We start from the raw sequence: 21,118 nt of genomic DNA on the forward strand, positions 1-21,118 counted from the left end.
TCGCTGCTACGGCTCCAGCGGGCTCACTTCCAGCACCGCCGCGAGCTCGATCAACTTTGCCTCGTGCTCGTTGGCGTGATGCTGGCAGAACAACAGCTCGGCACCCGACGGAAGCTTCGCCCGCACGCGGGCCGCGGCCCCACAACGGTCGCAGCGGTCAGCCTTGGTCAATCCAGGACTGGTCAGCGTTGCGGTCATGGCACCTCCATAGGGTGGTAGCGACGTACTTCTACTCTGTCAGACGTCTGGGGTTCCGGCCTTGTTCCCCGGGGGTTTACAGGTGTGTCGTGTCTCACGACTTGTTGCGTTACCACGGTGGAAAGGCGGCCAGATGAACCCGGCACCGCGCGGGCAGGTCCTCGTGCACCTGTGCAGTGCCGCGGAGTGGGAAAGGGCGAAACGTGTGGGCGTGCATTCACCGGAGTCGCTCGACGCGAACGGCTTCGTCCATCTGTCGAGTCCCGCCCAGGTGCACCTACCGGCCAACCGGCTCTTCGCCGGACGGGCCGATCTGGTGTTGCTGCGCATCGATGCCGCACGCCTGGTCTCTCCTGTCCGCTGGGAACCTGGGATACCAACCGATCCCGATGGCATGGTGTTCCCACATTTGTACGGTCCGCTGCCGACGGAGAGTGTGATTAGCATCACTGAGTATCGCCCGGGTCCGGATGGCCGGTTCCCACCGCTGGACGATTGATCGGCATTCAGCCGGGGAGGTAGGCGTCGGCCTCGATCTCGACCGTCAGCTCCGGTGAGATCAGAGCCGCCACCTCCACCATTGTCAATGCAGGCCGGATCTCGCCGAACACCTCGGCATGCACGGCGCCGATCTGTGCCCACGAGGCGATGTCGGTGACGTAGATCCGGGTTCGCACTACGTCAGACAACGACGCGCCGGCCTCTGCCAGGGCGGTCTCGATGCGTCGCAGCACCTTCCGCGTCTGCGCCGCCGCATCGGGACCGGACGCGGTGGTACCCGCGACCGCGATGTGCGGACCGATCCGCACCGCCCGTGAGTAGCCCACCCGGGCTTCGAGCGGCGAGTCCGACGAGATGTTCATGCGCGTGGTCACCGTGACAAAGTAAGCCAAAAGTGACACGGTGCCCGCGTAAGCCAGAACGTGACTCAATACACTGCTGCCCGTGGGCATCATCTTTGGCTTTGCACCGTGGATCGTCTACTGGGTTCTCGTGGGCAACGTGCCGTTCGTCGCCGCGGTGTTGATCGCACTGGTGGTCGCGGTGGCGGCGTTCATCATCGCCCGAGTGACCGGCTCACCCGGGCGCACGCTTGAAATTGGCGCTCTCGCAACGTTTCTGGTGTTGACTGTGCTGACATTCGCGACGAGCCAGGCATTCATGGAGCGGTGGTTGCAGCCGTTGAGCAACGCCGGCATCTTCCTGGTGGCGCTGGTGGGTGTGCTGATCGGGCGGCCCTTTATCCGGGACTTCGCAGTGGTCGGCCAGCCCAAGCAGGTGGTCGAGAGCGAACCGTTCGCCCGGATCACCTCGGTGCTGACGTGGGTGTGGGTCGCGGCCTTCGGTGGCATGACGGTGTCGTCGGCCATCCCGCCTCTGGTCCAGGGCGACGCGACCATCCTCGACACCAGGACGCCGCTGTCGTTCATCTGCTACTGGGTCGTGCCGTTCTCGCTGCTGGGTGTGGCGGCGCTGTTGACGCGGATCCTGCCGGACCGCATGACGCCGCCGGAGGATGAGATCGTGCGTAAGACCACGTTCGTCGCATTCGCCGAGGCCGAGATCGATCAGCTGATCTATCTGGCCACCGAGCACGCCAACCGGGAGGCCGGTGCGGGCAAGGAGGCTTATGACGTCCGCATCGGATCCAAAGGTGTGCCGCTTGTCGGCGACGAGACCCGCGAGTCATGGCCCTCGACCTACAAGGTGCGCGACCGCAAGCGCTGACGGCGATCCTCTTGTGAACGTGCGGTCCGTTCTGACGGTACGGCCCGTTCCGGCCTCTCCTGTGGGTTCCGACGGCTCCGTCCCGCCTCCCTCGTGCGCTTCGCCCGAAGCGACCGCGGTGCCGTCAATTGACCGTTCCGTTGATTTGCCATGCTAGATTTCAGCTAATTGACATAGGCAAACATTCGGGGGAACACGCGTGGCACATGGCCGAAGCAGAGCAGTGGAATCAATCGACGTGGCCGGCACGCAGTGCGCCTCGGCCGGTGCTCGGTACTGGCTGGCCGTGGGCGCCGGCGGTGTTGCGGTGATCGGCATGGGCCTGGTGGCAGGCATGCAACCGGACCGTCACCGACGCCGGAGCGGGTCGTGCAACTGGCGTCGTTCGATTCCTTGCTGGTCCCTATTCATTCTGCACCCCAAGAGGTTTGGCTGTTCGGCACCGCTGGATCGACGAAGCGGGATCGACCGGTCGCAGCACTTACCCCGGCGGTCGCTGCCAGGCCGATGATCGGTTCCGGTGGCTGGCTGATCGGCGACGGCATCGATGCCGCCGCGGATTGTCAGGGCTCGGCGTGCAACGGCGCCAACGGCGGTCTGCTCTGGGGCGACGGTGGGAACGGTGCACGCGGCGGCAAAGGTGGCAACGCTGGTTTGTTTGGCGGAAACGGCGGCCGCGGGGGCGACGGCTATCTTCCGGGCCAGAACGGCGGCGACGGCGGCCACGCCGGAATCTTCGCTTCCACAGGCAACGGCGGTGACGGTGGGCATGGTGCCGACGGCCGACCGGGCGTCGCCGGTGGCCACGGTGGCGCTGGGGGCAACGCCGGCCGGCTGCACGGCGACGGCGGCGCCGGCGGTAACGGCGGTGCGGGTGGCGCCGGACTCGACGGGGTGAACCCATCGCCGGCCGGCAGGGCGGCGACCGGCAGCCCGAACTTCCTCGGCTCGACCGGCTTTCCGTCGACCAATGCCGTCGTGGACACCGCCATCACCGGCGCATCCGGTGGACGCGGCAGGGACGGCGCCGCCGGCACCAACCATTCCGGTGGCCACGGCGGTCAGGGCCAGGGCGCCACGGGGTTCCTGGCCGGGCCCCACCAGTACACGATCAGCGGATCGGGCGGCGACGGTGGCGACGGGGCCGGCGGCGGCGTCGGTGGCAACGGCGGTGATGCGGGGTTGGCGCAGGAATCCACGCCGTTCGCCGCCGCCTTCGGAGGGCGCGGTGGCAACGGCGGCACCGGCGGTGTCGGAGCCAGGGGCGGAGACGGCGGGGCGGGCGGCTCCGTCGACATCGGACAGGCCGTCGGACTCGGTGGCGCCGGCGGCGCCGGAGGGGCGGGTGGCGCCGGGGCTGCCGGTGCTGCCGGTACTACGGGCGGCAACGGCGGCGCAGGTGGACGCAGCGGCTCACTGACCGGCAACGGCGGCGCGGGCGGTGCGGCAGGCAACGGCGGGACGGGCGGCAACGGCGCCACCGGCGGCGCGGGCGGCGCGGGCGGCTCGGGCGGCGCCGACGTGTCCGATTCCGGCAGCGGGCGGGTCCGCCCCGGGGCCGGTGGGGCCGGCGGCCGTGGCGGTGACGGCGGTGCCGGCGGAGCCGGCGGAGCAGGAGGTGTCGGCGGCAAGGGCGGCTCAGGCAGCGAGGCGGGCTCGTCCGGGGCCGACGGCTCAGAGGGGAAGACCGGTACGGCCGGCGCCGGCGGTACTGGCGGCTACGGTGGCGCCGGGGGAACGGCAGGCGACGGGGCTTCAGGTTCCGCCGGATCGGACGGTCGCATCGGCACCGGCCCGGCGGGCAGTAAGGGCGGCCAGGGCGGTGCCGGTGGTCACGGTGGCGCCGGCGGCGGCGAACCCACCGACTGACCGTCACCAGTCGGCCATCACCCATCGCCCGTTGCGCCGTCAGATCGGGACCGCCTCCACGATCGAGAGCGGGCTGGCGGTGGGTATCACGCGGGTCATGCCGAAGCCCGCTTCCGCCAACAGCTTTGAATATTCCGACGCGGTGCGTTCGCGGCCTCCCGCGCTGACGAGCATCTCCAGGTCAACCAGGAAACCCAGATGGGCGTCCGTGCGATCGGGCAGCACCATCTCAAACAGCAGCACTCGGCCGCCGTCGGCGATGGCCGAGCGCACGTTGCGCAAGATGGACAACGCTTCCCGGTCGTCCCAGTCGTGGATGATCGCCTTCAGCACGTAGGTGTCGCCGCCGTCTGGGACGGCGTCGAAGAACGAGCCGCCCTGTGCCCGGCACCGGTTCTGCACACCGGCCGGGCCCAGCACCGCGCCGGCGCCGGCCACCACCGACGGACGGTCGAACACGATGCCCCGGGCCTGCGGCGCCCGGCGCAGAATGGCCGCGAGGAACCCGCCCTCACCGCCGCCGACGTCGACGATCAAACTGCGGCCCCGGAAATCGTAGGCCGGAATCGCATTGTCGGTGACGGCCCGGGATCCGCCGGTCATGGCGTCGTTGAACAGTCTGGCGAACTCGGGATCAGTGTCGAGGTAGTCGAAAATCATGCTGCCACGCAGCTTTTCGACCGCGGTGCGGCCGGTCTGCACCGAATGGCTCAGCTCGCTCCAGTGCTGCCAGTGCTGGCGGCTGCCCACGAAAGCGACCATCGGGGCCATCGACTCCGGATGGTCGGTCGTGAGGGTGCGCCCCATCCGGGTCAGCGCGAACGTGCCATCGCGACGTGACTTGAGCACCCCCCGGCTCGCCAGTGCGCGCATCAACCGGTAGGTGGCCCGCGGATCGGTTCCGGCCTTCGCGGCGACAGCGTCGGCGTCGGCTGGGCCGTCGGCCAGTTGATCCGCGATACCGAGTCGTACCGCGGCGTACAGCGCCGCGGTGAACCACGACCCCACGCCGAGCTCGAGGAGCGCGATGTGGGGCGGCACCATCGCCTTGTGCAACCGGTCCAGCGCACCGCGTAGCCGGGTGACCGCGGCGAGAACGATGGCGGGCGGCACCTTGGCCACCGCCGCGGGCGGCGAAGAGGCCCCTGCCGCGTTGGTTGTCGTAGCCCTGCTCTGACCCTGTGGGTCCTGCATCGTCTGCGGTGCTCTCACCCCGGCGACGCTAGGAAAGGGCCCTTAATTAATTCTTGCGCAGGACTTGCGGGGGCTCAGTCCAGGTAGTCGCGGAGCACCTGAGAGCGGCTGGGATGCCGGAGCTTCGACATCGTCTTGGACTCGATCTGGCGGATCCGCTCGCGGGTCACTCCGTAGACCTGGCCGATCTCGTCGAGGGTGCGGGGCTGGCCGTCGGTGAGACCGAACCGCAGGCGCACCACGCCGGCCTCGCGTTCGGACAGCGTCTCCAGCACCGACTGCAGCTGGTCCTGCAGCAGCGTGAACGACACGGCGTCCACAGCCACCACGGCCTCGCTGTCCTCGATGAAATCGCCGAGCTGGCTGTCACCCTCGTCGCCGATGGTCTGGTCCAGCGAGATCGGCTCACGCGCGTACTGCTGGATCTCCAGCACCTTCTCCGGCGTGATGTCCATTTCCTTGGCCAGCTCTTCGGGCGTGGGCTCGCGGCCCAGGTCCTGCAGCAGCTCGCGCTGGATGCGACCCAGCTTGTTGATCACCTCGACCATGTGCACCGGGATGCGGATGGTGCGGGCCTGGTCGGCCATGGCTCGGGTGATGGCCTGACGGATCCACCAGGTGGCGTAGGTCGAGAACTTGTAGCCCTTGGTGTAGTCGAATTTCTCGACGGCGCGGATCAGGCCGAGGTTTCCTTCCTGGATGAGGTCCAGGAACGCCATGCCGCGGCCGGTGTAACGCTTGGCCAGCGACACCACCAGCCGCAGGTTCGCCTCCAGCAGATGATTCTTTGCGCGGTCCCCGTCGCGGCAGATCCACATCATGTCGCGGCGCTGTGCGGCTGGCAGTTTCTCGCCCTTTTCGGCGAGCTCGTTCATCAGCTGGGTGGCGTACAGGCCGGCCTCGATGCGCTTGGCAAGCTCGACCTCCTCCTCGGCGTTGAGCAGCGCGACCTTGCCGATCTGCTTGAGGTAGGCGCGCACCGAGTCGGCGGAGGCGGTGAGCTCGGCATCCTTGCGGGCCTGGCGCAGGGCCTCGGATTCCTCTTCGTCCCAGACGAAGTCGCCGGAAGCCTTGTCCTTCTCGGACGGCTCGGCGATGGCGTCGTCGTCGCCGTCTTTGGCCGCCTTGCCGGCCGCCTTCGGGGCGGCATCGGCGGCTTCGTCGTCGGACTCCGCGTCGTCGGCGTCGTCGTCGCCGGAGGCGTCGTCATCGACGTCGATGTCGTCAAGCTCGATGTCGGTGTCCTCGACGTCCAGATCCTCGCCCGGCTCGGCGTCGAGATCTTCGGCGCCGTCGACGTCTTCTGCGGCGAGATCGTCATCGGCCTCGGCCGACGTGGCCTTCTTGGCGCGGCCTCGGGTCGCCGGGGCGTCACCGGGTTTCGCGGCGCGTTTGGTGGCCTTCGCCTGCGCGCTCTTGGCAGCCTTCTTGGCGGGCGCCTTCTTCGCGGGGGCCTTGGCGGCGGTGCGCTTCACCGGCTCGTCGGTTGCCGGGCTTGCCTTGGTCGCTGCCACGTACACCCTTTCGGTCGTGCGGGTCGTCGGCGGGCACACATGCGCCACCGATTGTGTCGGCTATGGGGAATGTCGGCGTCGATCTCACAGCGTCATCTCAAGGTGGGATACTCCGCTGCTGTTCAGTAGGCGGCCGCCGTTGACCATTGTAACGACAGTGCGGATTGGCGCTGTGCCCAGCGGCAAATTTGACGCACGCGCGCGTCCGGTGCCTGCCGCCCTCGCCGCGGGCGCCGGCTACTTACCGGTGGCGGTGACGTCGAAGTCCGCGGCCATCGCCGCGCCGACGATCCCCGCGGTGTTCTGCAGCGCGGCGGGCACCACGGGGGTGCGGTTCTCCAGCAGCGGCACCCACTTGTCGGCCTTGCGGCTGATGCCGCCGCCGACGATGAACAGGTCCGGCCAGATGGCGTTCTCGATGGCCACGAGCACCTTGGTGACCTCTTTGGTCCAGCGCTCGTAGCTCCAGTCCTTGCGTTCCTTGACGGAGCTGGCCGCTCGGTGTTCGGCTTCCTTGCCGCCGACCTCCAGATGGCCGAACTCGGTGTTGGGCAGCAGCACCCCGTTGTGGATCACCGCCGAGCCGATCCCGGTGCCGAAGGTCAGCAACACGATGACCCCCGTGTTGTCCCGGCCGGCACCGAATTTCTCCTCGGCCAGGCCGGCGGCGTCGGCGTCGTTGAGCACCGTCACCGGCTGGCCGTTCAGCGCCCCTCCGATGACCTCCCTGGCGTTGAGTCCGATCCAGCCCTTGTCGACGTTGGCGGCGGTGCGCACGATGCCGTCGGTGACGACGCCGGGGTAAGTCACCCCCAGCGGGCCGTCCCAGCCGAAGTGGGCGACGACCTCGGCGATGGTCTTGGCCACCGCGTCCGGCGTGGCCGGCTGGGGGGTGGGCAGCTTGAACCGGTCCCCGATGAGCCGGCCGGTGTCCAGGTCGACGATGCCGCCTTTGACGCCGCTTCCGCCGACGTCGATGCCGAATCCGCGCCGCGGTGAACTCAAGCCCGGGGCGGGGGTGTCAGACGGCGGGGGTGACGCGTCGGCTGTCATGCAGGCTCCTCTGCGCAGGTGATGGCACCGGTGCTCTCGGCGCGGCGGGGGTCGCCGGGGCGCGTTTGACACCCTATCGGCTCGCCAATTGCGATGGGGGCCAGTCGCGCATCCCGCGGGTGTGCTGCGATGGACATGTGAATTCCGACAGCGAGCCCACAGGTCTGCGTGCGGTGGCAGAGCAGCTGGCGTCCGAAGCCGCCGAGTTCGTCCGGAGGCGTCGGCCCGAGGTGTTCGGACCCGGCACGGTGACCGAGGACACCCCGCCCGCAGTGCGCGTGAAGAGCACCCCGACCGATCCGGTCACCGTGGTCGACACCGAGACCGAACGATTGCTGCGCGAGCGGCTGGCGGTGTTGCGGCCCGGCGACGCGATTATCGGCGAGGAGGAAGGCGGAGCGGTCGACGCCGCCGGCGGACGGCTGACCTGGGTGCTCGACCCGATCGACGGCACTGTCAACTTCCTGTACGGGTTACCCGCCTATGCGGTCTCGGTCGGTGTGCGGCGCGACGGCGCGTCGGTGGCCGGTGCCGTGGCCGACGTCGCGGGCGGGGCGGTGTACTCGGCGGCGCTCGGGCACGGCGCCACGGTGCGCCGCGGCGGAGTCGTCACCGAATTGCGGTGCACCGACGCCACAGATCTGTCGATGGCGCTGGTGGGCACCGGGTTCTCCTACGACCGCGAGCACCGTCGCCGACAGGGCGAGATCGTGGCCCGGCTGCTCCCCGACGTCCGTGACCTCAGACGGCAGGGTTCGTGCGCACTCGATCTGTGCATGGTCGCCGAGGGGCGACTCGACGCCTACTTCGAAGACGGCGTGCATCTGTGGGACTGGGCGGCCGCAGCGCTGATCGCCGCAGAGGCGGGCGCGCACGTGCGTGCACCCGCGTCGGTGGCGGAGCCGGGGCTGATGGTGGCCGCTGCGCCCGGCATCAGCGCCTCCTTCGACGAGGCTCTGATCCGCTGCGGGGCGATCGCGCGCTGAGTGTCAGCAGGTCCCGGTGTGGGCCTTGGTGAGCAGCTCGGGGTCGGCGGGTGCGGTGGCGTCGGGAAGCAGGCTCGCCAGCACGGCGTCGATGTCGTCGCTGTGGGTCAGCTCGGCGAAGTCGGTGCCGATCGCCAGATCGACCGTGTCGTCGGTGCGGCCGTCCTGGAACAGTTCGGTGCAGGGCGCTACCAGCCACACTGCCGCTGCGGCGGCGCGGCCCGCCGGCCCGAACCGGATCTGACCCTGGCATTGCAGTCGCGCGGTCGTGTACAGCGGATCGTTGGCGGCCTCGGGTTCGGTGAAGCCCAGATCACGCAGTTCTCCTGCGATCTCACCGGCCTGCCCGCCCTGTCCGCTGGCGTTGAGCACCCGAACCCTGGCATCGGCCAGCTTGGCCGGTGTCACGTCGAGCATCGTCGAGCGGGACACCTGTTCGCCGAGGTTCGGTGCCGGGGCGCCCGGCTCGGCCGGGGGCGGGGGAGGATTGCACACCGCGGCCTGCGGCACCTCCGGCGGCCGCGACAGCGCGATCACCCAGACCAGTGTCGAGGCGACCGCCAGGCACGCGAACAGCACGATCCCGGGCACGATGTTGCGACGGCGGAAGGGGCGCCCGTGTTTGTCGAACGCCGTGCCCTCGGTGATTTGCGCGACCACGTCCAGCACTCTAGAGCCACCACCGGCAGGGCTCCGACCGGCGGCGACGACGACCCGGCCGGGAGTGTGACATAAATCACATGAGAACCGGTGTCAATCCGGGCACGAATTATTTGGCGGATGCGTTCGACGCTGGTACAAAGCAACGCTGCAACGAGCTTCACGGAGGGGACACGTTATGGCCACCGATTACGACGCCCCAAGGCGCACTGAGACCGACGACGTTTCCGAGGATTCACTGGAGGAACTGAAGGCGCGGCGCAACGAAGCTCAGTCGGCTGTCGTCGACGTCGACGAGTCGGAATCCGCGGAGAACTTCGAACTCCCGGGTGCCGATCTGTCCGGCGAGGAGTTGTCGGTCCGGGTGATCCCGAAACAGGCCGACGAGTTCACCTGCTCAAGCTGCTTCCTGGTGCATCACCGCAGCCGCCTGGCCACTGAGAAGAACGGCCAGATGATCTGCACCGACTGCGCTGCCTGACGCGTGAGCTACGCGCCTGTTCTCAGGCGCGCAGGGCAGCGAGGAGCTTGTCCGGATGCTTGGCGCTGACCAGCCAGTACGGGGTGGGATCATCCGGATCCTCCAGGACCAGCAGCACCATCGGGCCGACCCAGGCCCGGTGCACGACGTACGCAGCGGGATCGAGCTGGCGTCCCAACGCCGCCGACTTGGCCGAGCGTGGGACCTCCGCCGTGCGCGAGATGACCGAGGCCGGTAGATGTGCGTTGCCCACCCACAGCTCGGTTTCGGCGCCGCTGCTCACCACCTTGAGTTCGGTCCTGCTGAGCATCAGCAGCACGACGGCGGCCACGGGCAACAGGACCGCGTAGGGCAGCCAGCTCGGCAACGCGCTGACGCCCTGATCCACCTCGAGCGCGATCAGGGCGGCGACCCCGAGCCCGGGCACCCACCACCACAGCGGGACCCGCAGCCGCTCGCGATAGCGAACGGTTCGGGCAGTGGCACGCGTGTCTGACACGTGGCCAAGAGTAATCTCTGACGTCGTGTCCTCCTCTCTGGCGGTAGTGCGACTCGACCGCGACCTCCCGCTGCCCAGCCGGGCGCACGACGGCGACGCGGGAGTCGATCTCTACAGTGCTCAGGACGTCGAACTCGCACCGCACCAGCGGGCGTTGGTGCCGACCGGGGTGGCGGTGGCCATTCCGCACGGCATGGTCGGACTCATCCACCCGCGCTCGGGACTTGCTGCCCGCGTTGGGCTTTCGATCGTCAACAGCCCCGGCACGATCGACGCCGGGTACCGGGGGGAGATCAAGGTTTCGCTGATCAACCTCGATCCCGCGGTTCCGATCGTGATCCGCCGCGGTGACCGGATCGCCCAGCTGCTGGTGCAGCGGGTCGAGTTGCCCGACCTGATCGAGGTGACGTCTTTCGATGAGGCCGGATTGGCCGACACGACGCGCGGTGACGGTGGTCACGGCTCGTCGGGCGGGCATGCCAGTCTGTAGGGGAGAGGACACCAAAGTGGGAAGACACCACAGTGACAGCGCTGAAACACCCGAGGAGGTGACGTCGGTGGACACCGACGACGAGGAGCTGGAAGGCCCCTTCGACATCGACGACTTCGACGATCCGTCGGTCGCCGTGCAGGCACGGCTGGACCTGGGCTCGGTGCTGATCCCGATGCCCCAGAACGGCCAGGTGCAGGTGGAACTCAACGAGGCCGGGGCGCCGAGCGCCATCTGGGTCGTGACTCCCAACGGCCGTTTCACGATTGCGGCGTACGCGGCGCCCAAGTCCGCCGGCTTGTGGCGGGAAGTGGCCTCGGAGCTGGCGGAGTCGCTGCGCAAAGACGCTCCGCGGGTCAGCATCGAAGACGGCCCGTGGGGCCGTGAGGTTGTCGGCTCGGCCGGAGAGGGCGCGGCCGTCGTGCGCTTCATCGGCGTGGACGGGTACCGCTGGATGGTCCGCTGTGTGGTCAACGGACCCTACGAGCGGGTGAGCGAGCTGGCTGAGGAAGCCCGAAACGCTCTGGCCGACACGGTGGTTCGCCGTGGTGACACGCCGCTGCCGGTGCGCACCCCGCTTCCGGTGCAGCTGCCGGAGCCGATGGCCGCGCAGCTGGCTGCCGCGCAGCAGCAGGCGGCGCAGCAGGCCCAGCAGGCGATGGCCCAGCAGCAGGGCGGCGCGCCGCAGCCGCCTCAGCCCCCGGCCACGCCGCAACAGCAGGAGCCGCCGCAGCCCAATGCACGCCGCTCCACGCAGGGTTCGGCGATGCAACAGCTGCGGACCATCACCGGCGGATGACGATCAAGCGGTGAGGGACGAGCCGCGTTGAGGAATCCGCCAATCAGGCCGGCGGATGACGATCAAGCGGTGGCGTCCCGCAGCGCCGCCAGACACTCGGCGCCGAGTACAGCAGGATCGGCGCCGATCGCGTCGAGGGTGACGGTGCGCAGCGCCGCGCACGGCGCGGCGGTCGCCCACTCAATGCCGACCTCCAGCGGGTGCACCGGGTCGTCGGCGGCCGACACCACGCCGAGCGGGGCGCCCAGGTACTCCAGCTCGATACTGGTCGGCGCCACATACCGAGCGGCCTCCTCCATCGCGTCCGGCAGCGCCGGCCACTGTCCGAGCCACGATCGGGTCAGTTCCCGGGCCAGCCATGCCGGGCTGCTCGACTGCATCTGCGCGGTGGCCGCCGCCAGCCCGTCGCGGCGCAGCGTCTCGGCCGAGTAGCGAGCGGCCATCGCTGCCGGCGCCGCGTCGGGGTCCCCGGTCCAGGCGGGCAGGGCGGCCAGCACTGCCACCACGTCCTGCGGGTGGGCCAGCGCCCATGCCAGGGCCACCGCCGCGCCGATCGACACACCGCCCACCGCGATCGGTCCGGACCGGGCGGCATCGCGCAGACCGTCGCGGTAGCCGTCGACGAGACGCTCGGGCTGCGGGGGCGGGGTCACCACCACCGCACCGGCGTCGTGCAGCGCGGGGGAGAACGCCCGGTAGACGAAATCGTCGTCGGACCCTGTTCCGGGGAGCAGGACCGCGGTGACGCCGCGCAGAGTGACCGTCATGTTTTGATCGTGCCCTGTCGTGGAACTCACATCGACGCGACCCCAACACCACTCGCGCTGTAGTTAGCATCTGGGAACCAAGAGGTCTACCGTGGCGTTGGTTTAACAGCATCCATTTGGATTGGCAGAAGGTCAGGAGAGGCCATGGCCACGGCCGAGGGATATCTTCGCCGGCTCACCCGCCGGTTGACCGAAGATCCTGAACAACTCGACGTCGAAGAACTCAACGACGAAGCCGCCGGTACGGGCGCCCAGAAGGCGATCGACTGTCAGCGCGGTCAGGAAGTCACGATGATCGGCACCTTGCGCAGCGTTGAGTGCAACGGCAAGAGCTGCGCCGGCGGGGTGAAGGCGGAACTGTTCGACGGTACTGACTCGGTGATGCTGGTCTGGTTGGGGCAGCGTCGCATCCCGGGTATCGAGTCGGGCCGCACCCTCAAGGTGCACGGCCGAGTCGGCAAGTTGGACAACGGATCCAAGGCGATCTACAACCCCCACTACGAGATCCAGAAGTGAGCGACCCGGGCACCGATCCGGGTACGCACCAGACCCCTCCGGCACGCGGCGCCGCCGTCCTGGAACAGATGGGCGGCGTCAGCGGCCTGATCTACTCCTCGCTGCCCGTCGTGGTGTTCGTCCCGGTGTCTTCCCTTTTCGGGCTGATGCCCGCAATCGCTGCCGCGCTTGGGGTGGCCACCGTGATCCTGATCTGGCGGTTGGTCCGCCGGGAGACCGCCCAGCCGGCGATCTCCGGGTTCTTCGCCGTCGGGATCAGCGCGCTGATCGCCTATCTCGTCGGTGCGTCGAAGGGGTACTTCCTGCTCGGCATCTGGACGTCGCTGTTCTGGGCCGTGGTGTTCACGGCGTCGGTGGTGATCCGTCGCCCGGTCGTCGGCTACATCTGGGGCTGGGTGCACACCGGCGACCGGCGCTGGCGCGAGGAGCGCCGGGCGGTGCGTGCGTTCGACGTCGCCACACTGGTATGGGCGGCGGTGTTCACCTCGCGGTTCGTGGTTCAGCAGCATCTCTACGACGCCGATCAGACGGGCTGGCTCGGCGTCGCGCGGATCGCGATGGGATGGCCGCTGACGGCGGTCGCCGCGGTGGTCACCTACATCGCGATACGGGGCGCTCAGCGAGCCTTACGGGAACGCGGCTTGCACGAGCCGGCCACCCCCGAACCCCGCGACGACGCGGCCCACGAGCCGAACTGACAGAACTCACCGCTGCTGCGGATTGAGCAGCAACTCACGCAGCTGGTCTTCGGCTTCGGTGACCGCGACGAACAACAGCTCGTCACCGCCTTCGAGCGGCTCGTCGCGCTCCGGGACGATCACCCGGGGACCCCGCAGGATCGTCACCAACGTCACGTCCCTGGGCAGGTCAAGACGTTTGACCGGCTTACCGCCCCACGGCGTGTCGTCGGGCAGCGTGATCTCGACCAGGTTGGCCTGGCCCTTACGGAACTCCATCAACCGCACCAGGTCGCCGACCGACACCGCCTCCTCGACGAGCGACGCCAGCATGCGCGGCGTGGAGACCGCGACGTCGACGCCCCAGGACTCATCGAAGAGCCACTCGTTGCGCGGGTCGTTCACCCGGGCCACCACACGCGGAACCGCGAACTCCGTCTTGGCCAGCAGGCTGACCACAACGTTGGCTTTGTCGTCACCCGTGGCGGCGATGACGACGTCGAACTCCTCCAGTTTGACCGATTCGAGCAGGCTCAGCTCGCACGCGTCGCCCAGGCGCCAGACCGCGGCCGGAACGGTTTCGACGTCGATGTGATCGGGATTGCGCTCCAGCAGCGTGACCTGGTGGGACTCGACGAGCTCGCGCGCGATGGACCGGCCCACCGCGCCTGCCCCGGCGATCGCGACCTTCATCACATTGCTCCTCGCGTCCGCGTCATCACACTGCTCCTCGCGTCCGCGTCATCACACTGCTCCATCGCGTCCGCATCAGCCCTCCGGGTCCTCGCTGGGCGGCAACGCGGCGATCGCCAGCGCCTCGGCGATGTGCCCCGACACCGCGGCCATGTAAACCTGGTCTCCGGCTTGGATGACGGTCTTCGCGTCGGGCAGCAGCCCGGCGCCGAAGCGGATCAAGAACGCCACCCGGCCCGACGTCGCGGACTCCAGCTCAGTGAGGCGGCGGCCCACCCAGTCCTCGTGCAGCGCCAGCTCGGTGACCCCGACGTTGCCGGTAGGGTCGCGCCACTTGGTGGTCTCGGTCTCCCGCGTCAGCACGTTGAGCAGCCGATCGGTGGTCCACGGCACGGTCGCCACGGTGGGGATGCCGAGCCGCTCGTAGACGGCCGCGCGCTTGGCGTCGTAGATGCGCGCCACCACCCGTTGCACGCCGAACGTCTCGCGCGCCACCCGCGCGGAGATGATGTTCGAGTTGTCGCCCGAGGACACCGCGGCGAACGCAGAGGCGCCCTCGATACCTGCCCGGATCAGCACATCGCGATCGAAACCCATGCCGAGCACCCGCTCACCCGGGAACTCCGCGGAGAGCCGGTGGAATGCGGTGGCGTCGCGGTCGATCACCGCGACGTCGTGGCCGATCCTGGCCAGGCTGTCCGACAGCGATGCGCCGACACGGCCACACCCCATCACCACTACACGCACCTGACGGTCCTTTCCCGGCCGAGGTCGCTGCAAAACCCATGCACGCGGAACGCTACCGCTTTCCGACGGTTGCGGGCCGTCGGGCTTACTCTTGGCACTCGTGTCCAAGCTTTCGACCGTCGCCCGGCGATTGGTGCTGGGCCGGCCGTTCCGCAGTGACAAGCTGTCGCACACCCTGCTGCCCAAGCGGATAGCGTTGCCGGTCTTCGCCTCCGACGCGCTGTCCTCGACGGCGTACGCGCCCGAGGAGATCTTCCTGGTGCTGTCGGTGGCCGGCCTGGCCGCCTACTCGATGGCGCCGTGGATCGGGCTGGCCGTGGCCGCGGTGATGCTGGTCGTGATCGCCAGTTACCGGCAGAACGTGCACGCCTACCCGTCCGGCGGCGGCGACTACGAGGTGGTGACCACCAATCTCGGCCCCACCGCCGGGCTGACGGTGGCCAGCGCGCTGTTGGTCGACTACGTGTTGACCGTCGCGGTGTCGATGTCCTCGGCGATGTCGAACATCGGGTCCGCGATACCGTTCGTCAACGACCACAAGGTGCTGTTCGCCGTCATCGCGATCCTGCTGCTCGCGTCACTGAACATGCGGGGTATCCGCGAGTCCGGCACCGCGTTCGCGATTCCCACCTACGCGTTCATGATCGGCATGTACCTGATGCTGGTGTGGGGCTTCGTCCAGATCTACGCGCTGGACATCCCGCTGCGGGCGGAGTCGGCCGACTTCGAGATGCATTCCGAGCACGGCGACGTCGTCGGCTTCGCGCTGGTGTTCCTTGTGGCCCGTGCGTTCTCGTCCGGCAGCGCGGCGCTGACCGGTGTCGAGGCCATCAGCAACGGTGTGCCCGCGTTCCGTAAACCGAAGTCGCGCAACGCCGCAACCACGCTGCTGCTGCTCGGCGTGATCGCGATCACACTGTTCATGGGCATCATCATGCTGGCCAAGGCAACCGGCGTGAAGATCGCCGAACGTCCCCATGAACAACTCGTCGGCGCGCCGCCCGACTATCACCAGAAAACACTGATCGCGCAGCTGGCCGAGGCGGTGTTCCATGGCTTCCCGCTGGGGCTCTACCTGATCGCCGGCGTCACCGCACTGATCCTGGTGCTGGCCGCCAACACCGCGTTCAACGGCTTCCCGGTGCTGGGATCGATTCTGGCTCAGGACCGCTTCCTGCCGCGTCAGCTGCACACCCGCGGTGACCGGCTGGCGTTTTCCAACGGGATCCTGTTCCTGGCGTTCGGCGCGATCGCCTTCGTGGTGGCGTTCCAGGCCCAGGTCACCGCGCTGATCCAGCTCTACATCGTCGGGGTGTTCGTGTCGTTCACCCTCAGCCAGGTCGGGATGGTCCGGCACTGGACCCGGCTGTTGCGCACCGAGACCGATCCGGCCGCGCGCCGACGGATGATGCGGGCGCGGGTGATCAACACCGTGGGGCTGGTCTGCACCGGAACCGTGCTGGTGATCGTCGTGGTGACCAAATTCCTCGTCGGCGCGTGGATCGCGATACTGGCGATGGCCGCATTGTTCGGGATCATGAAGCTGATCCACCGGCACTACGCGGCGGTCAGCCAGGAGCTGGACGCCCAGGCCGCCGAGACCGAGGACATCGTGCTGCCCAGCCGTAACCACGCGATCGTGCTGGTCTCCAACCTCCACATGCCCACGCTGCGCGCGCTTGCGTATGCCCGGGCCACCAGACCCGACGTGCTGGAAGCGGTCACCGTCAGCGTCGACGATGCCGAGACCCGCCAGCTGGTGCACAAGTGGGAGCACAGCGACATCAGCGTGCCGCTGAAGGTGATCGCCTCGCCGTACCGGGAGATCACCCGCCCCGTGCTCGACTACGTCAAGAGGGTGAGCAAGGACTCGCCCCGCACGGTGGTCACCGTGTTCATCCCCGAGTACGTCGTCGGTCACTGGTGGGAACAGGTGCTGCACAACCAGAGTGCGCTGCGGCTGAAGGGCCGCCTGCTGTTCGAACCCAACGTGATGGTGACGTCGGTGCCCTGGCAGCTGAGTTCGTCGGAGCGATTGAAGAAGCTGGCGCCCCAGTCCGCACCCGGAGACGCACGCAAGGGGTTCCTGGATTGAGTGACGACCTGGTGCTGACCACCACCGCGGCAGCCAACGGCGGCAGCTGTGTCGCGCGCCACGACGGTCGGGTGGTGTTCGTGCGCTACGCGCTGCCGGGGGAGACGGTCCGCGCCCGGCTCGTCGACGAGCGCGGGTCGTACTGGAACGCCGAGACGGTCGAGGTGCTCGAACCGTCGCCGGACCGCGTCGACACCCTCTGCCCGATCGCGGGCGCAGGTGGTTCCGGCTGCTGCGACCTCGCGTTCGCCGACCCCGCCGCGGCGCGCCGGATCAAGGGTGCTGTGGTCGCCAATCAACTTGTCCGGCTTGGCAATCACCGCTGGCTTGACGAGTCGGAGGCCTCCGCCGAGCCGGTCGGCGACGGTGCCGCGACCGGATGGCGGACCCGGGTACGCCTCGACACCTCGCCCGACGGCCGCGTCGGTTTCCACCGCTATCACAGCGCCGAGCTGGTGCATCGGCTCGACTGCGCACAGCTGCCCCCAGGCATGCTCGACGGGCTGGCAGACACCCGCTGGCCGGCCGGGGCCGCCGTCCACGTCGTCATCGACGACGACGGTAACCGGCACGTCGCGCATGCCGGGCGCGGCCGCCGCACCACCGTCGTGGAAGGCGACTATGAGGCGGTGCAGCGGGTACATGGGCGGTCCTGGCGGGTGCCGGTCACCGCGTTCTGGCAGGCGCACCGGGAAGCACCCGCGCTCTACAGCGGGCTGGTAGCGCAGTGGGCTGCGCTCGAACCGGGCATGACCGCCTGGGACTTATACGGCGGCGCAGGCGTTTTCGCCGCGGCGCTGGCCGGCGAGGTCGGCGACACCGGCTCGGTGCTGACCGTGGACACCTCCAGGGGCGCGTCGCGGTCGGCACGCGCGGCGCTGGCGGACCTGGGCAACGTGACCGTGCTGACGGATTCGGTGCGCCGCGCGCTGAGCGGGCAGCGCCGGCGCGCCGACGTCGCGGTGCTGGATCCGCCCCGCACCGGCGCCGGCCGCGAGGTGATCGGTTTGCTGGCCGGTGCCGAGGTGCCGCGCATCGTCCATATCGGTTGCGAGGCAGCGTCGTTCGCCCGCGATGTAGGTCTCTACGTGGAGCACGGGTATGCGGTCGAGCAGCTGCGCGTGTTCGACTCGTTCCCGCTGACCCACCATGTCGAGTGCGTCGCCGTGCTGCGCAGGTGAGACAGGTTCAGGGCTGCGCAGGCTCCAGAGCATCGACGGCTTGTTCCATCCGGTCGAGGGCCTCACGCATCTGATCGAGCGCTTCGCGAAGCTCTGTCGCCGAAATCGGACCGTCGGAGCCCGGGGGAAGCGGAACCGCGCGTTGCGCGTCCGGCGCGGTTTCGGGTGCTGGGAGCGGATCGGTCGGTCCCGGGGCCGAAGGCGGCTGGGCAAAGGGAGGCGGGACCGAGGCGGCATCTCCGCCCGGCGCGGTGGCGACACGGCCCGTACCCGAGCCGAAGATCTGGTCCAGCGCCTCAGACAGGGTCGGGGCGTACCCCACCCGCACGCCGCCGCCTCCGGGTTCGCGGAAACTCGCCAGCACCCGCGACAGCTGTGGGAAGGTCGAACTGTTCGGATTCGTCGAGATGCGTTCGGTGTAGAGCGGTTCGACGTACAGCACGCCGCCGTCGGCGATCGGCAGGGTGAGCAGGTTGCCGTAGTGGATCTGGTTCGACCGCTCCAGCAGGGTTCGTTCGGAAGCCACCCGGGTGTCGGAGATCATCGAGTTCTGGATCTGTTGCGGGCCCTGGGTGAGGGTGTCGGTCGGTAGCTGCAGTACCGAGAGCTTCCCGTAATCGTGCGGGTCGGAGCCGGCGGAAATGTAGGCCGACAGGAATTCCCGGCTGTAGCCCACCATCGCCGTGGCCAGCCGGAACGACGGCTCTGCGGTCTCCTCGTCGCCGATGAGCACATAGAACGGTGGTTGCGCCGAGGTGGCCTCATTGGTGGGATCGCTCGGGACCGACCAGAAAGCGTTGGTGGTGAAGAATTCTCGGGGCTCGTCCACGTGGTACTTCGACAGCAGTTCGCGCTGCACGCGGAACAGGTCCTCCGGATAGCGGAAGTGCGCCCGCAGCTGGTCGGGAATGTCGTCTGCGCTCGTGACGGTGCCTGGCAGTGCGCGCATCCACGCCGCCAGGACCGGGTCGTCGGTGTCGAATTGATAGAGCGTGACGGTTCCGTCATACGCATCGACGGTCGCCTTGACCGAGTTGCGGGCGTACCCCACCGCACTGCCCTGCCGGAATGACCCGCTCGGGGTGAGCGCCGGCTGTTCCAGCAAGGCGCGGGCGGCGTACGGATACCGGTCCAGCGTGGTGTAGGCGTCGACGACCCATACGATGCGTCCATCGACGACCGCGGGGTAGGTGTTGGCGTCAGTGGTCAGCCACGGCGCCACCCGCTCGACCCTCTTCTTGGGATCCCGGTGAAGGATCAACTTCGACTCCGCGCCGATCGCCCGCGAGAACAGGATGTTGCGCTCGGTCAATTTGGCGGCGAAAACGCTGCGGTTGAACCAGTTTCCGATGGGAACGCCGCCGGCTCCGGTGTAGGTGTAGGTCGAGGTGTCGGTGTCGTACTCGCGAGGCTGCGCCCCCGGGGCGCCGCCGACGATCGCATAATCGGGATCGGCTCGGGCGATCACCTCACCGAAGTAGATGCGCGGCTGCTCGACGGGGATGACCTGGTGGCCTGACGCCTGCGTGGCGATGTCGCTGACGGCGTAGATCGGGTAGCCGCTGTTGCTCTCCGAGGCCTCGGCGGCTTCACGCACCGCGGCATTGACCCGGTTCGCGGGCGCGGCGACGAACCCGTTGCCGTGCGTGTAGACGGTGTGGCGATTGATCCAGTCGGTCTGGTTGCCGGTCAGCGAATCCGGGGACAGTTCACGCACACCCACGATGTAGTCCTGCACCCGACCGTCGATGCGGTAACGGTCGATGTCCAGGGCCTCCGGGAAGCTGTAGAAATTCTTCAGCTGCTGTTGCTGGGTGAAAGTCCGCGACAGGATGTTGGGGTCCAGCAGGCGCACCTGGGCGATGGTGGTCCGGTCCGCCGGCACGTCGACGGGAGAGGTGGTGCCGATACCGGGGTAGTCGCGGTATTCGACGTGGTCGCGGCCGAGTCGGAAGGCCGCGCGGGTGGCATCGATGTTGCGGTCGATGTAGGGCGCTTCGAGATCGGCGGCGTTGGGCCGCACGGAGAACTGCTCCATCAACATCGGCCAGGCGCCGCCCACCAACAGCGACGACAGCACCAGGAGCGCGGTGGCCATCGCCGGAATCCGCATGTCGCGAAGGAAGACCGCGGCGAAGAACGACACGGCACACAGCACGGCGATCGCCAACAGCACGAGTTTGGCCGGCAGCGCCGCGTGGATGTCGGTGTAGCCGGCGCCGGTGAACGTGGGCTCTTTGCGGTCCGCGGAGAGCAGTTCGTAACGGTCGAACCAGTAGGCCACCGCTTTGAGCATGATCGCCGTGCCCGCGAGGACCGCGATCTGCACGCGTGCCGGCTGGGTCAGCGTGCCCTTGCCGGCGCCGATGCGCAGCCCTCCGAACAGATAGTTCGCGGCCAGGTTGGCCAGCAGCGCCATCACGCAGGCCACGAGTAACCAGTTCAGCACTATGCGGTAGAACGGCAGATCGAACACGTAGAAGCTGATGTCGTGGCCGAACTCGGGGTCTGCGATGCCGAACGCGCCGCCGTGGAGGAACAGTTGCACCGTCGTCCAGCGCAGCTGGGCGATCAGTCCGCAGAGCAGACCCGCAATGGCCGCGATGCCGAACGCGGTCAGCCGGGGCCTCGCCATCGCGGCCGCGCGGTACGGATCGAGCGGTTCTGACCTGATCTCAGCCGGCACGAACACCGGGCGGGTGCGGTAGGCCAGCAGGGCAGCGGCCATCACCGCACCCCCGACCAATGTCGCGGCGGCGATGAAAATCCCCAGCCGGGTGAGCAACACCGTCACCCAGACCGATCGGTAGCCGACTTCTCCGAACCACAACCAATCGACGTAGGCGTCGACAGCGCGGGGGCCGACGATGAGCAGCGTCACGCACCCCGCAGCGACGAACAACGCGGCGCGGGTGCGGCGGGGGAGGTGTGCGAACCTGGCCGACGGCGCAGTCTTCATCAGGGCGCTCCG

At 68.6% G+C, this 21,118-nt stretch carries 22 protein-coding genes; 11 read left to right on the forward strand and 11 right to left on the reverse strand.

Annotated features, from left to right (window positions below):
* Positions 1 to 6: 6 nt before the first annotated feature.
* Complete coding sequence (locus KXD97_RS19630; protein ID WP_067960391.1) at positions 7 to 198, reverse strand: hypothetical protein; 192 nt, start codon at positions 196 to 198, stop codon at positions 7 to 9.
* Between the two features lie 133 nt (positions 199 to 331).
* Here KXD97_RS19630 and KXD97_RS19635 point away from each other — a divergent pair, with 133 nt between their 5' ends.
* The gene (locus tag KXD97_RS19635; RefSeq protein WP_260751757.1) at positions 332 to 697 is read left to right on the forward strand and encodes a DUF952 domain-containing protein; all 366 of its coding nucleotides are present in this window, start codon (positions 332 to 334) and stop codon (positions 695 to 697) included.
* A gap of 7 nt (positions 698 to 704) precedes the next feature.
* Here KXD97_RS19635 and KXD97_RS19640 read toward each other — a convergent pair whose 3' ends face one another.
* Positions 705 to 1,061 (reverse strand): RidA family protein, encoded by a 357-nt coding sequence (locus KXD97_RS19640; protein ID WP_260758072.1) that lies wholly within the window; start codon positions 1,059 to 1,061, stop codon positions 705 to 707.
* Between the two features lie 82 nt (positions 1,062 to 1,143).
* Between KXD97_RS19640 and KXD97_RS19645 the strand changes: the two genes are divergently transcribed.
* Positions 1,144 to 1,926 (forward strand): hypothetical protein, encoded by a 783-nt coding sequence (locus KXD97_RS19645; protein ID WP_260751758.1) that lies wholly within the window; start codon positions 1,144 to 1,146, stop codon positions 1,924 to 1,926.
* A 507-nt stretch (positions 1,927 to 2,433) separates the two neighbouring features.
* Positions 2,434 to 3,795, forward strand: a complete 1,362-nt coding sequence (locus KXD97_RS33155; protein WP_313901312.1) for a hypothetical protein — start codon at positions 2,434 to 2,436, stop codon at positions 3,793 to 3,795.
* 39 nt (positions 3,796 to 3,834) lie between these two features.
* Here the strand turns inward: KXD97_RS33155 and KXD97_RS19655 are convergent, their stop codons facing one another.
* The 3 genes from KXD97_RS19655 to ppgK all read right to left on the reverse strand — a co-directional run bounded on the left by KXD97_RS19655 (position 3,835) and on the right by ppgK (position 7,556).
* A complete protein-coding gene (locus KXD97_RS19655) occupies positions 3,835 to 5,007 on the reverse strand; it encodes an acetylserotonin O-methyltransferase (protein ID WP_260751760.1) in 1,173 nt (390 codons plus the stop codon).
* Between the two features lie 56 nt (positions 5,008 to 5,063).
* Complete coding sequence (locus KXD97_RS19660; protein ID WP_260751764.1) at positions 5,064 to 6,503, reverse strand: RNA polymerase sigma factor; 1,440 nt, start codon at positions 6,501 to 6,503, stop codon at positions 5,064 to 5,066.
* A gap of 237 nt (positions 6,504 to 6,740) precedes the next feature.
* The gene (gene ppgK, locus KXD97_RS19665) at positions 6,741 to 7,556 is read right to left on the reverse strand and encodes a polyphosphate--glucose phosphotransferase (RefSeq protein ID WP_260751765.1); all 816 of its coding nucleotides are present in this window, start codon (positions 7,554 to 7,556) and stop codon (positions 6,741 to 6,743) included.
* Positions 7,557 to 7,693: 137 nt separating this feature from the next.
* On the opposite strand from ppgK, the gene KXD97_RS19670 reads away from it, so the two are divergent.
* The gene (locus KXD97_RS19670; RefSeq protein WP_260751766.1) at positions 7,694 to 8,542 is read left to right on the forward strand and encodes an inositol monophosphatase family protein; all 849 of its coding nucleotides are present in this window, start codon (positions 7,694 to 7,696) and stop codon (positions 8,540 to 8,542) included.
* A gap of 3 nt (positions 8,543 to 8,545) precedes the next feature.
* Here the strand turns inward: KXD97_RS19670 and cei are convergent, their stop codons facing one another.
* Complete coding sequence (gene cei, locus KXD97_RS19675) at positions 8,546 to 9,202, reverse strand: envelope integrity protein Cei (RefSeq protein WP_260751767.1); 657 nt, start codon at positions 9,200 to 9,202, stop codon at positions 8,546 to 8,548.
* 178 nt (positions 9,203 to 9,380) lie between these two features.
* Between cei and KXD97_RS19680 the strand changes: the two genes are divergently transcribed.
* Positions 9,381 to 9,683 (forward strand): DUF4193 domain-containing protein, encoded by a 303-nt coding sequence (locus tag KXD97_RS19680; RefSeq protein ID WP_260751769.1) that lies wholly within the window; start codon positions 9,381 to 9,383, stop codon positions 9,681 to 9,683.
* A gap of 22 nt (positions 9,684 to 9,705) precedes the next feature.
* Here KXD97_RS19680 and KXD97_RS19685 read toward each other — a convergent pair whose 3' ends face one another.
* The gene (locus tag KXD97_RS19685; RefSeq protein WP_260751771.1) at positions 9,706 to 10,182 is read right to left on the reverse strand and encodes a DUF3093 domain-containing protein; all 477 of its coding nucleotides are present in this window, start codon (positions 10,180 to 10,182) and stop codon (positions 9,706 to 9,708) included.
* 25 nt (positions 10,183 to 10,207) lie between these two features.
* Between KXD97_RS19685 and dut the strand changes: the two genes are divergently transcribed.
* Both dut and KXD97_RS19695 read left to right on the forward strand, forming a co-directional pair.
* Complete coding sequence (gene dut / locus KXD97_RS19690; RefSeq protein WP_260751773.1) at positions 10,208 to 10,672, forward strand: dUTP diphosphatase; 465 nt, start codon at positions 10,208 to 10,210, stop codon at positions 10,670 to 10,672.
* The gene (locus KXD97_RS19695) at positions 10,659 to 11,471 is read left to right on the forward strand and encodes a DUF3710 domain-containing protein (RefSeq protein ID WP_396884446.1); all 813 of its coding nucleotides are present in this window, start codon (positions 10,659 to 10,661) and stop codon (positions 11,469 to 11,471) included. Before dut ends, KXD97_RS19695 begins: the two co-directional genes overlap by 14 nt.
* Before the next feature lie 62 nt (positions 11,472 to 11,533).
* Here KXD97_RS19695 and KXD97_RS19700 read toward each other — a convergent pair whose 3' ends face one another.
* On the reverse strand, positions 11,534 to 12,238 hold the full coding sequence (locus tag KXD97_RS19700) for an alpha/beta hydrolase (RefSeq protein ID WP_260751776.1): 705 nt from the start codon (positions 12,236 to 12,238) through the stop codon (positions 11,534 to 11,536).
* A 144-nt stretch (positions 12,239 to 12,382) separates the two neighbouring features.
* Here KXD97_RS19700 and KXD97_RS19705 point away from each other — a divergent pair, with 144 nt between their 5' ends.
* Complete coding sequence (locus tag KXD97_RS19705) at positions 12,383 to 12,754, forward strand: OB-fold nucleic acid binding domain-containing protein (protein WP_260751777.1); 372 nt, start codon at positions 12,383 to 12,385, stop codon at positions 12,752 to 12,754.
* Complete coding sequence (locus KXD97_RS19710; protein ID WP_260751778.1) at positions 12,751 to 13,452, forward strand: DUF3159 domain-containing protein; 702 nt, start codon at positions 12,751 to 12,753, stop codon at positions 13,450 to 13,452. The genes KXD97_RS19705 and KXD97_RS19710 overlap by 4 nt, the downstream gene beginning before the upstream one ends.
* A 6-nt stretch (positions 13,453 to 13,458) precedes the next feature.
* On the opposite strand, the gene KXD97_RS19715 is transcribed toward KXD97_RS19710, so the two are convergent.
* Entirely contained in the window at positions 13,459 to 14,124 is a 666-nt protein-coding gene (locus KXD97_RS19715; protein WP_260751779.1) for a TrkA family potassium uptake protein, read from the reverse strand.
* Between the two features lie 75 nt (positions 14,125 to 14,199).
* On the reverse strand, positions 14,200 to 14,871 hold the full coding sequence (locus KXD97_RS19720; protein WP_260751780.1) for a TrkA family potassium uptake protein: 672 nt from the start codon (positions 14,869 to 14,871) through the stop codon (positions 14,200 to 14,202).
* A gap of 100 nt (positions 14,872 to 14,971) precedes the next feature.
* On the opposite strand from KXD97_RS19720, the gene KXD97_RS19725 reads away from it, so the two are divergent.
* Together KXD97_RS19725 and KXD97_RS19730 are read left to right on the forward strand one after the other, a co-directional pair.
* Complete coding sequence (locus KXD97_RS19725; protein WP_260751782.1) at positions 14,972 to 16,966, forward strand: APC family permease; 1,995 nt, start codon at positions 14,972 to 14,974, stop codon at positions 16,964 to 16,966.
* On the forward strand, positions 16,963 to 18,147 hold the full coding sequence (locus KXD97_RS19730) for a class I SAM-dependent RNA methyltransferase (RefSeq protein ID WP_260751783.1): 1,185 nt from the start codon (positions 16,963 to 16,965) through the stop codon (positions 18,145 to 18,147). Before KXD97_RS19725 ends, KXD97_RS19730 begins: the two co-directional genes overlap by 4 nt.
* 7 nt (positions 18,148 to 18,154) lie before the next feature.
* Here KXD97_RS19730 and KXD97_RS19735 read toward each other — a convergent pair whose 3' ends face one another.
* Positions 18,155 to 21,106, reverse strand: coding sequence for a UPF0182 family protein (locus KXD97_RS19735; RefSeq protein ID WP_260751784.1), 2,952 nt, complete (start codon positions 21,104 to 21,106; stop codon positions 18,155 to 18,157).
* Positions 21,107 to 21,118: the final 12 nt, after the last annotated feature.

The organism is Mycobacterium sp. SMC-8, assembly GCF_025263565.1.
Taxonomy (GTDB): domain Bacteria; phylum Actinomycetota; class Actinomycetes; order Mycobacteriales; family Mycobacteriaceae; genus Mycobacterium.

What these genes read in the sequence shown, in the direction of transcription:
- KXD97_RS19630 (WP_067960391.1), bottom strand. Translation starts at nt 198, where the DNA reads ATGACCGCAACGCTGACCAGTCCTGGATTGACCAAGGCTGACCGCTGC.
- KXD97_RS19635 (WP_260751757.1), top strand. Translation starts at nt 332, where the DNA reads ATGAACCCGGCACCGCGCGGGCAGGTCCTCGTGCACCTGTGCAGTGCC.
- KXD97_RS19640 (WP_260758072.1), bottom strand. Translation starts at nt 1,061, where the DNA reads ATGAACATCTCGTCGGACTCGCCGCTCGAAGCCCGGGTGGGCTACTCA.
- KXD97_RS33155 (WP_313901312.1), top strand. Translation starts at nt 2,434, where the DNA reads ATGATCGGTTCCGGTGGCTGGCTGATCGGCGACGGCATCGATGCCGCC.
- ppgK (WP_260751765.1), bottom strand. Translation starts at nt 7,556, where the DNA reads ATGACAGCCGACGCGTCACCCCCGCCGTCTGACACCCCCGCCCCGGGC.
- KXD97_RS19680 (WP_260751769.1), top strand. Translation starts at nt 9,381, where the DNA reads ATGGCCACCGATTACGACGCCCCAAGGCGCACTGAGACCGACGACGTT.
- KXD97_RS19695 (WP_396884446.1), top strand. Translation starts at nt 10,659, where the DNA reads ATGCCAGTCTGTAGGGGAGAGGACACCAAAGTGGGAAGACACCACAGT.
- KXD97_RS19700 (WP_260751776.1), bottom strand. Translation starts at nt 12,238, where the DNA reads ATGACGGTCACTCTGCGCGGCGTCACCGCGGTCCTGCTCCCCGGAACA.
- KXD97_RS19705 (WP_260751777.1), top strand. Translation starts at nt 12,383, where the DNA reads ATGGCCACGGCCGAGGGATATCTTCGCCGGCTCACCCGCCGGTTGACC.
- KXD97_RS19715 (WP_260751779.1), bottom strand. Translation starts at nt 14,124, where the DNA reads ATGAAGGTCGCGATCGCCGGGGCAGGCGCGGTGGGCCGGTCCATCGCG.
- KXD97_RS19735 (WP_260751784.1), bottom strand. Translation starts at nt 21,106, where the DNA reads ATGAAGACTGCGCCGTCGGCCAGGTTCGCACACCTCCCCCGCCGCACC.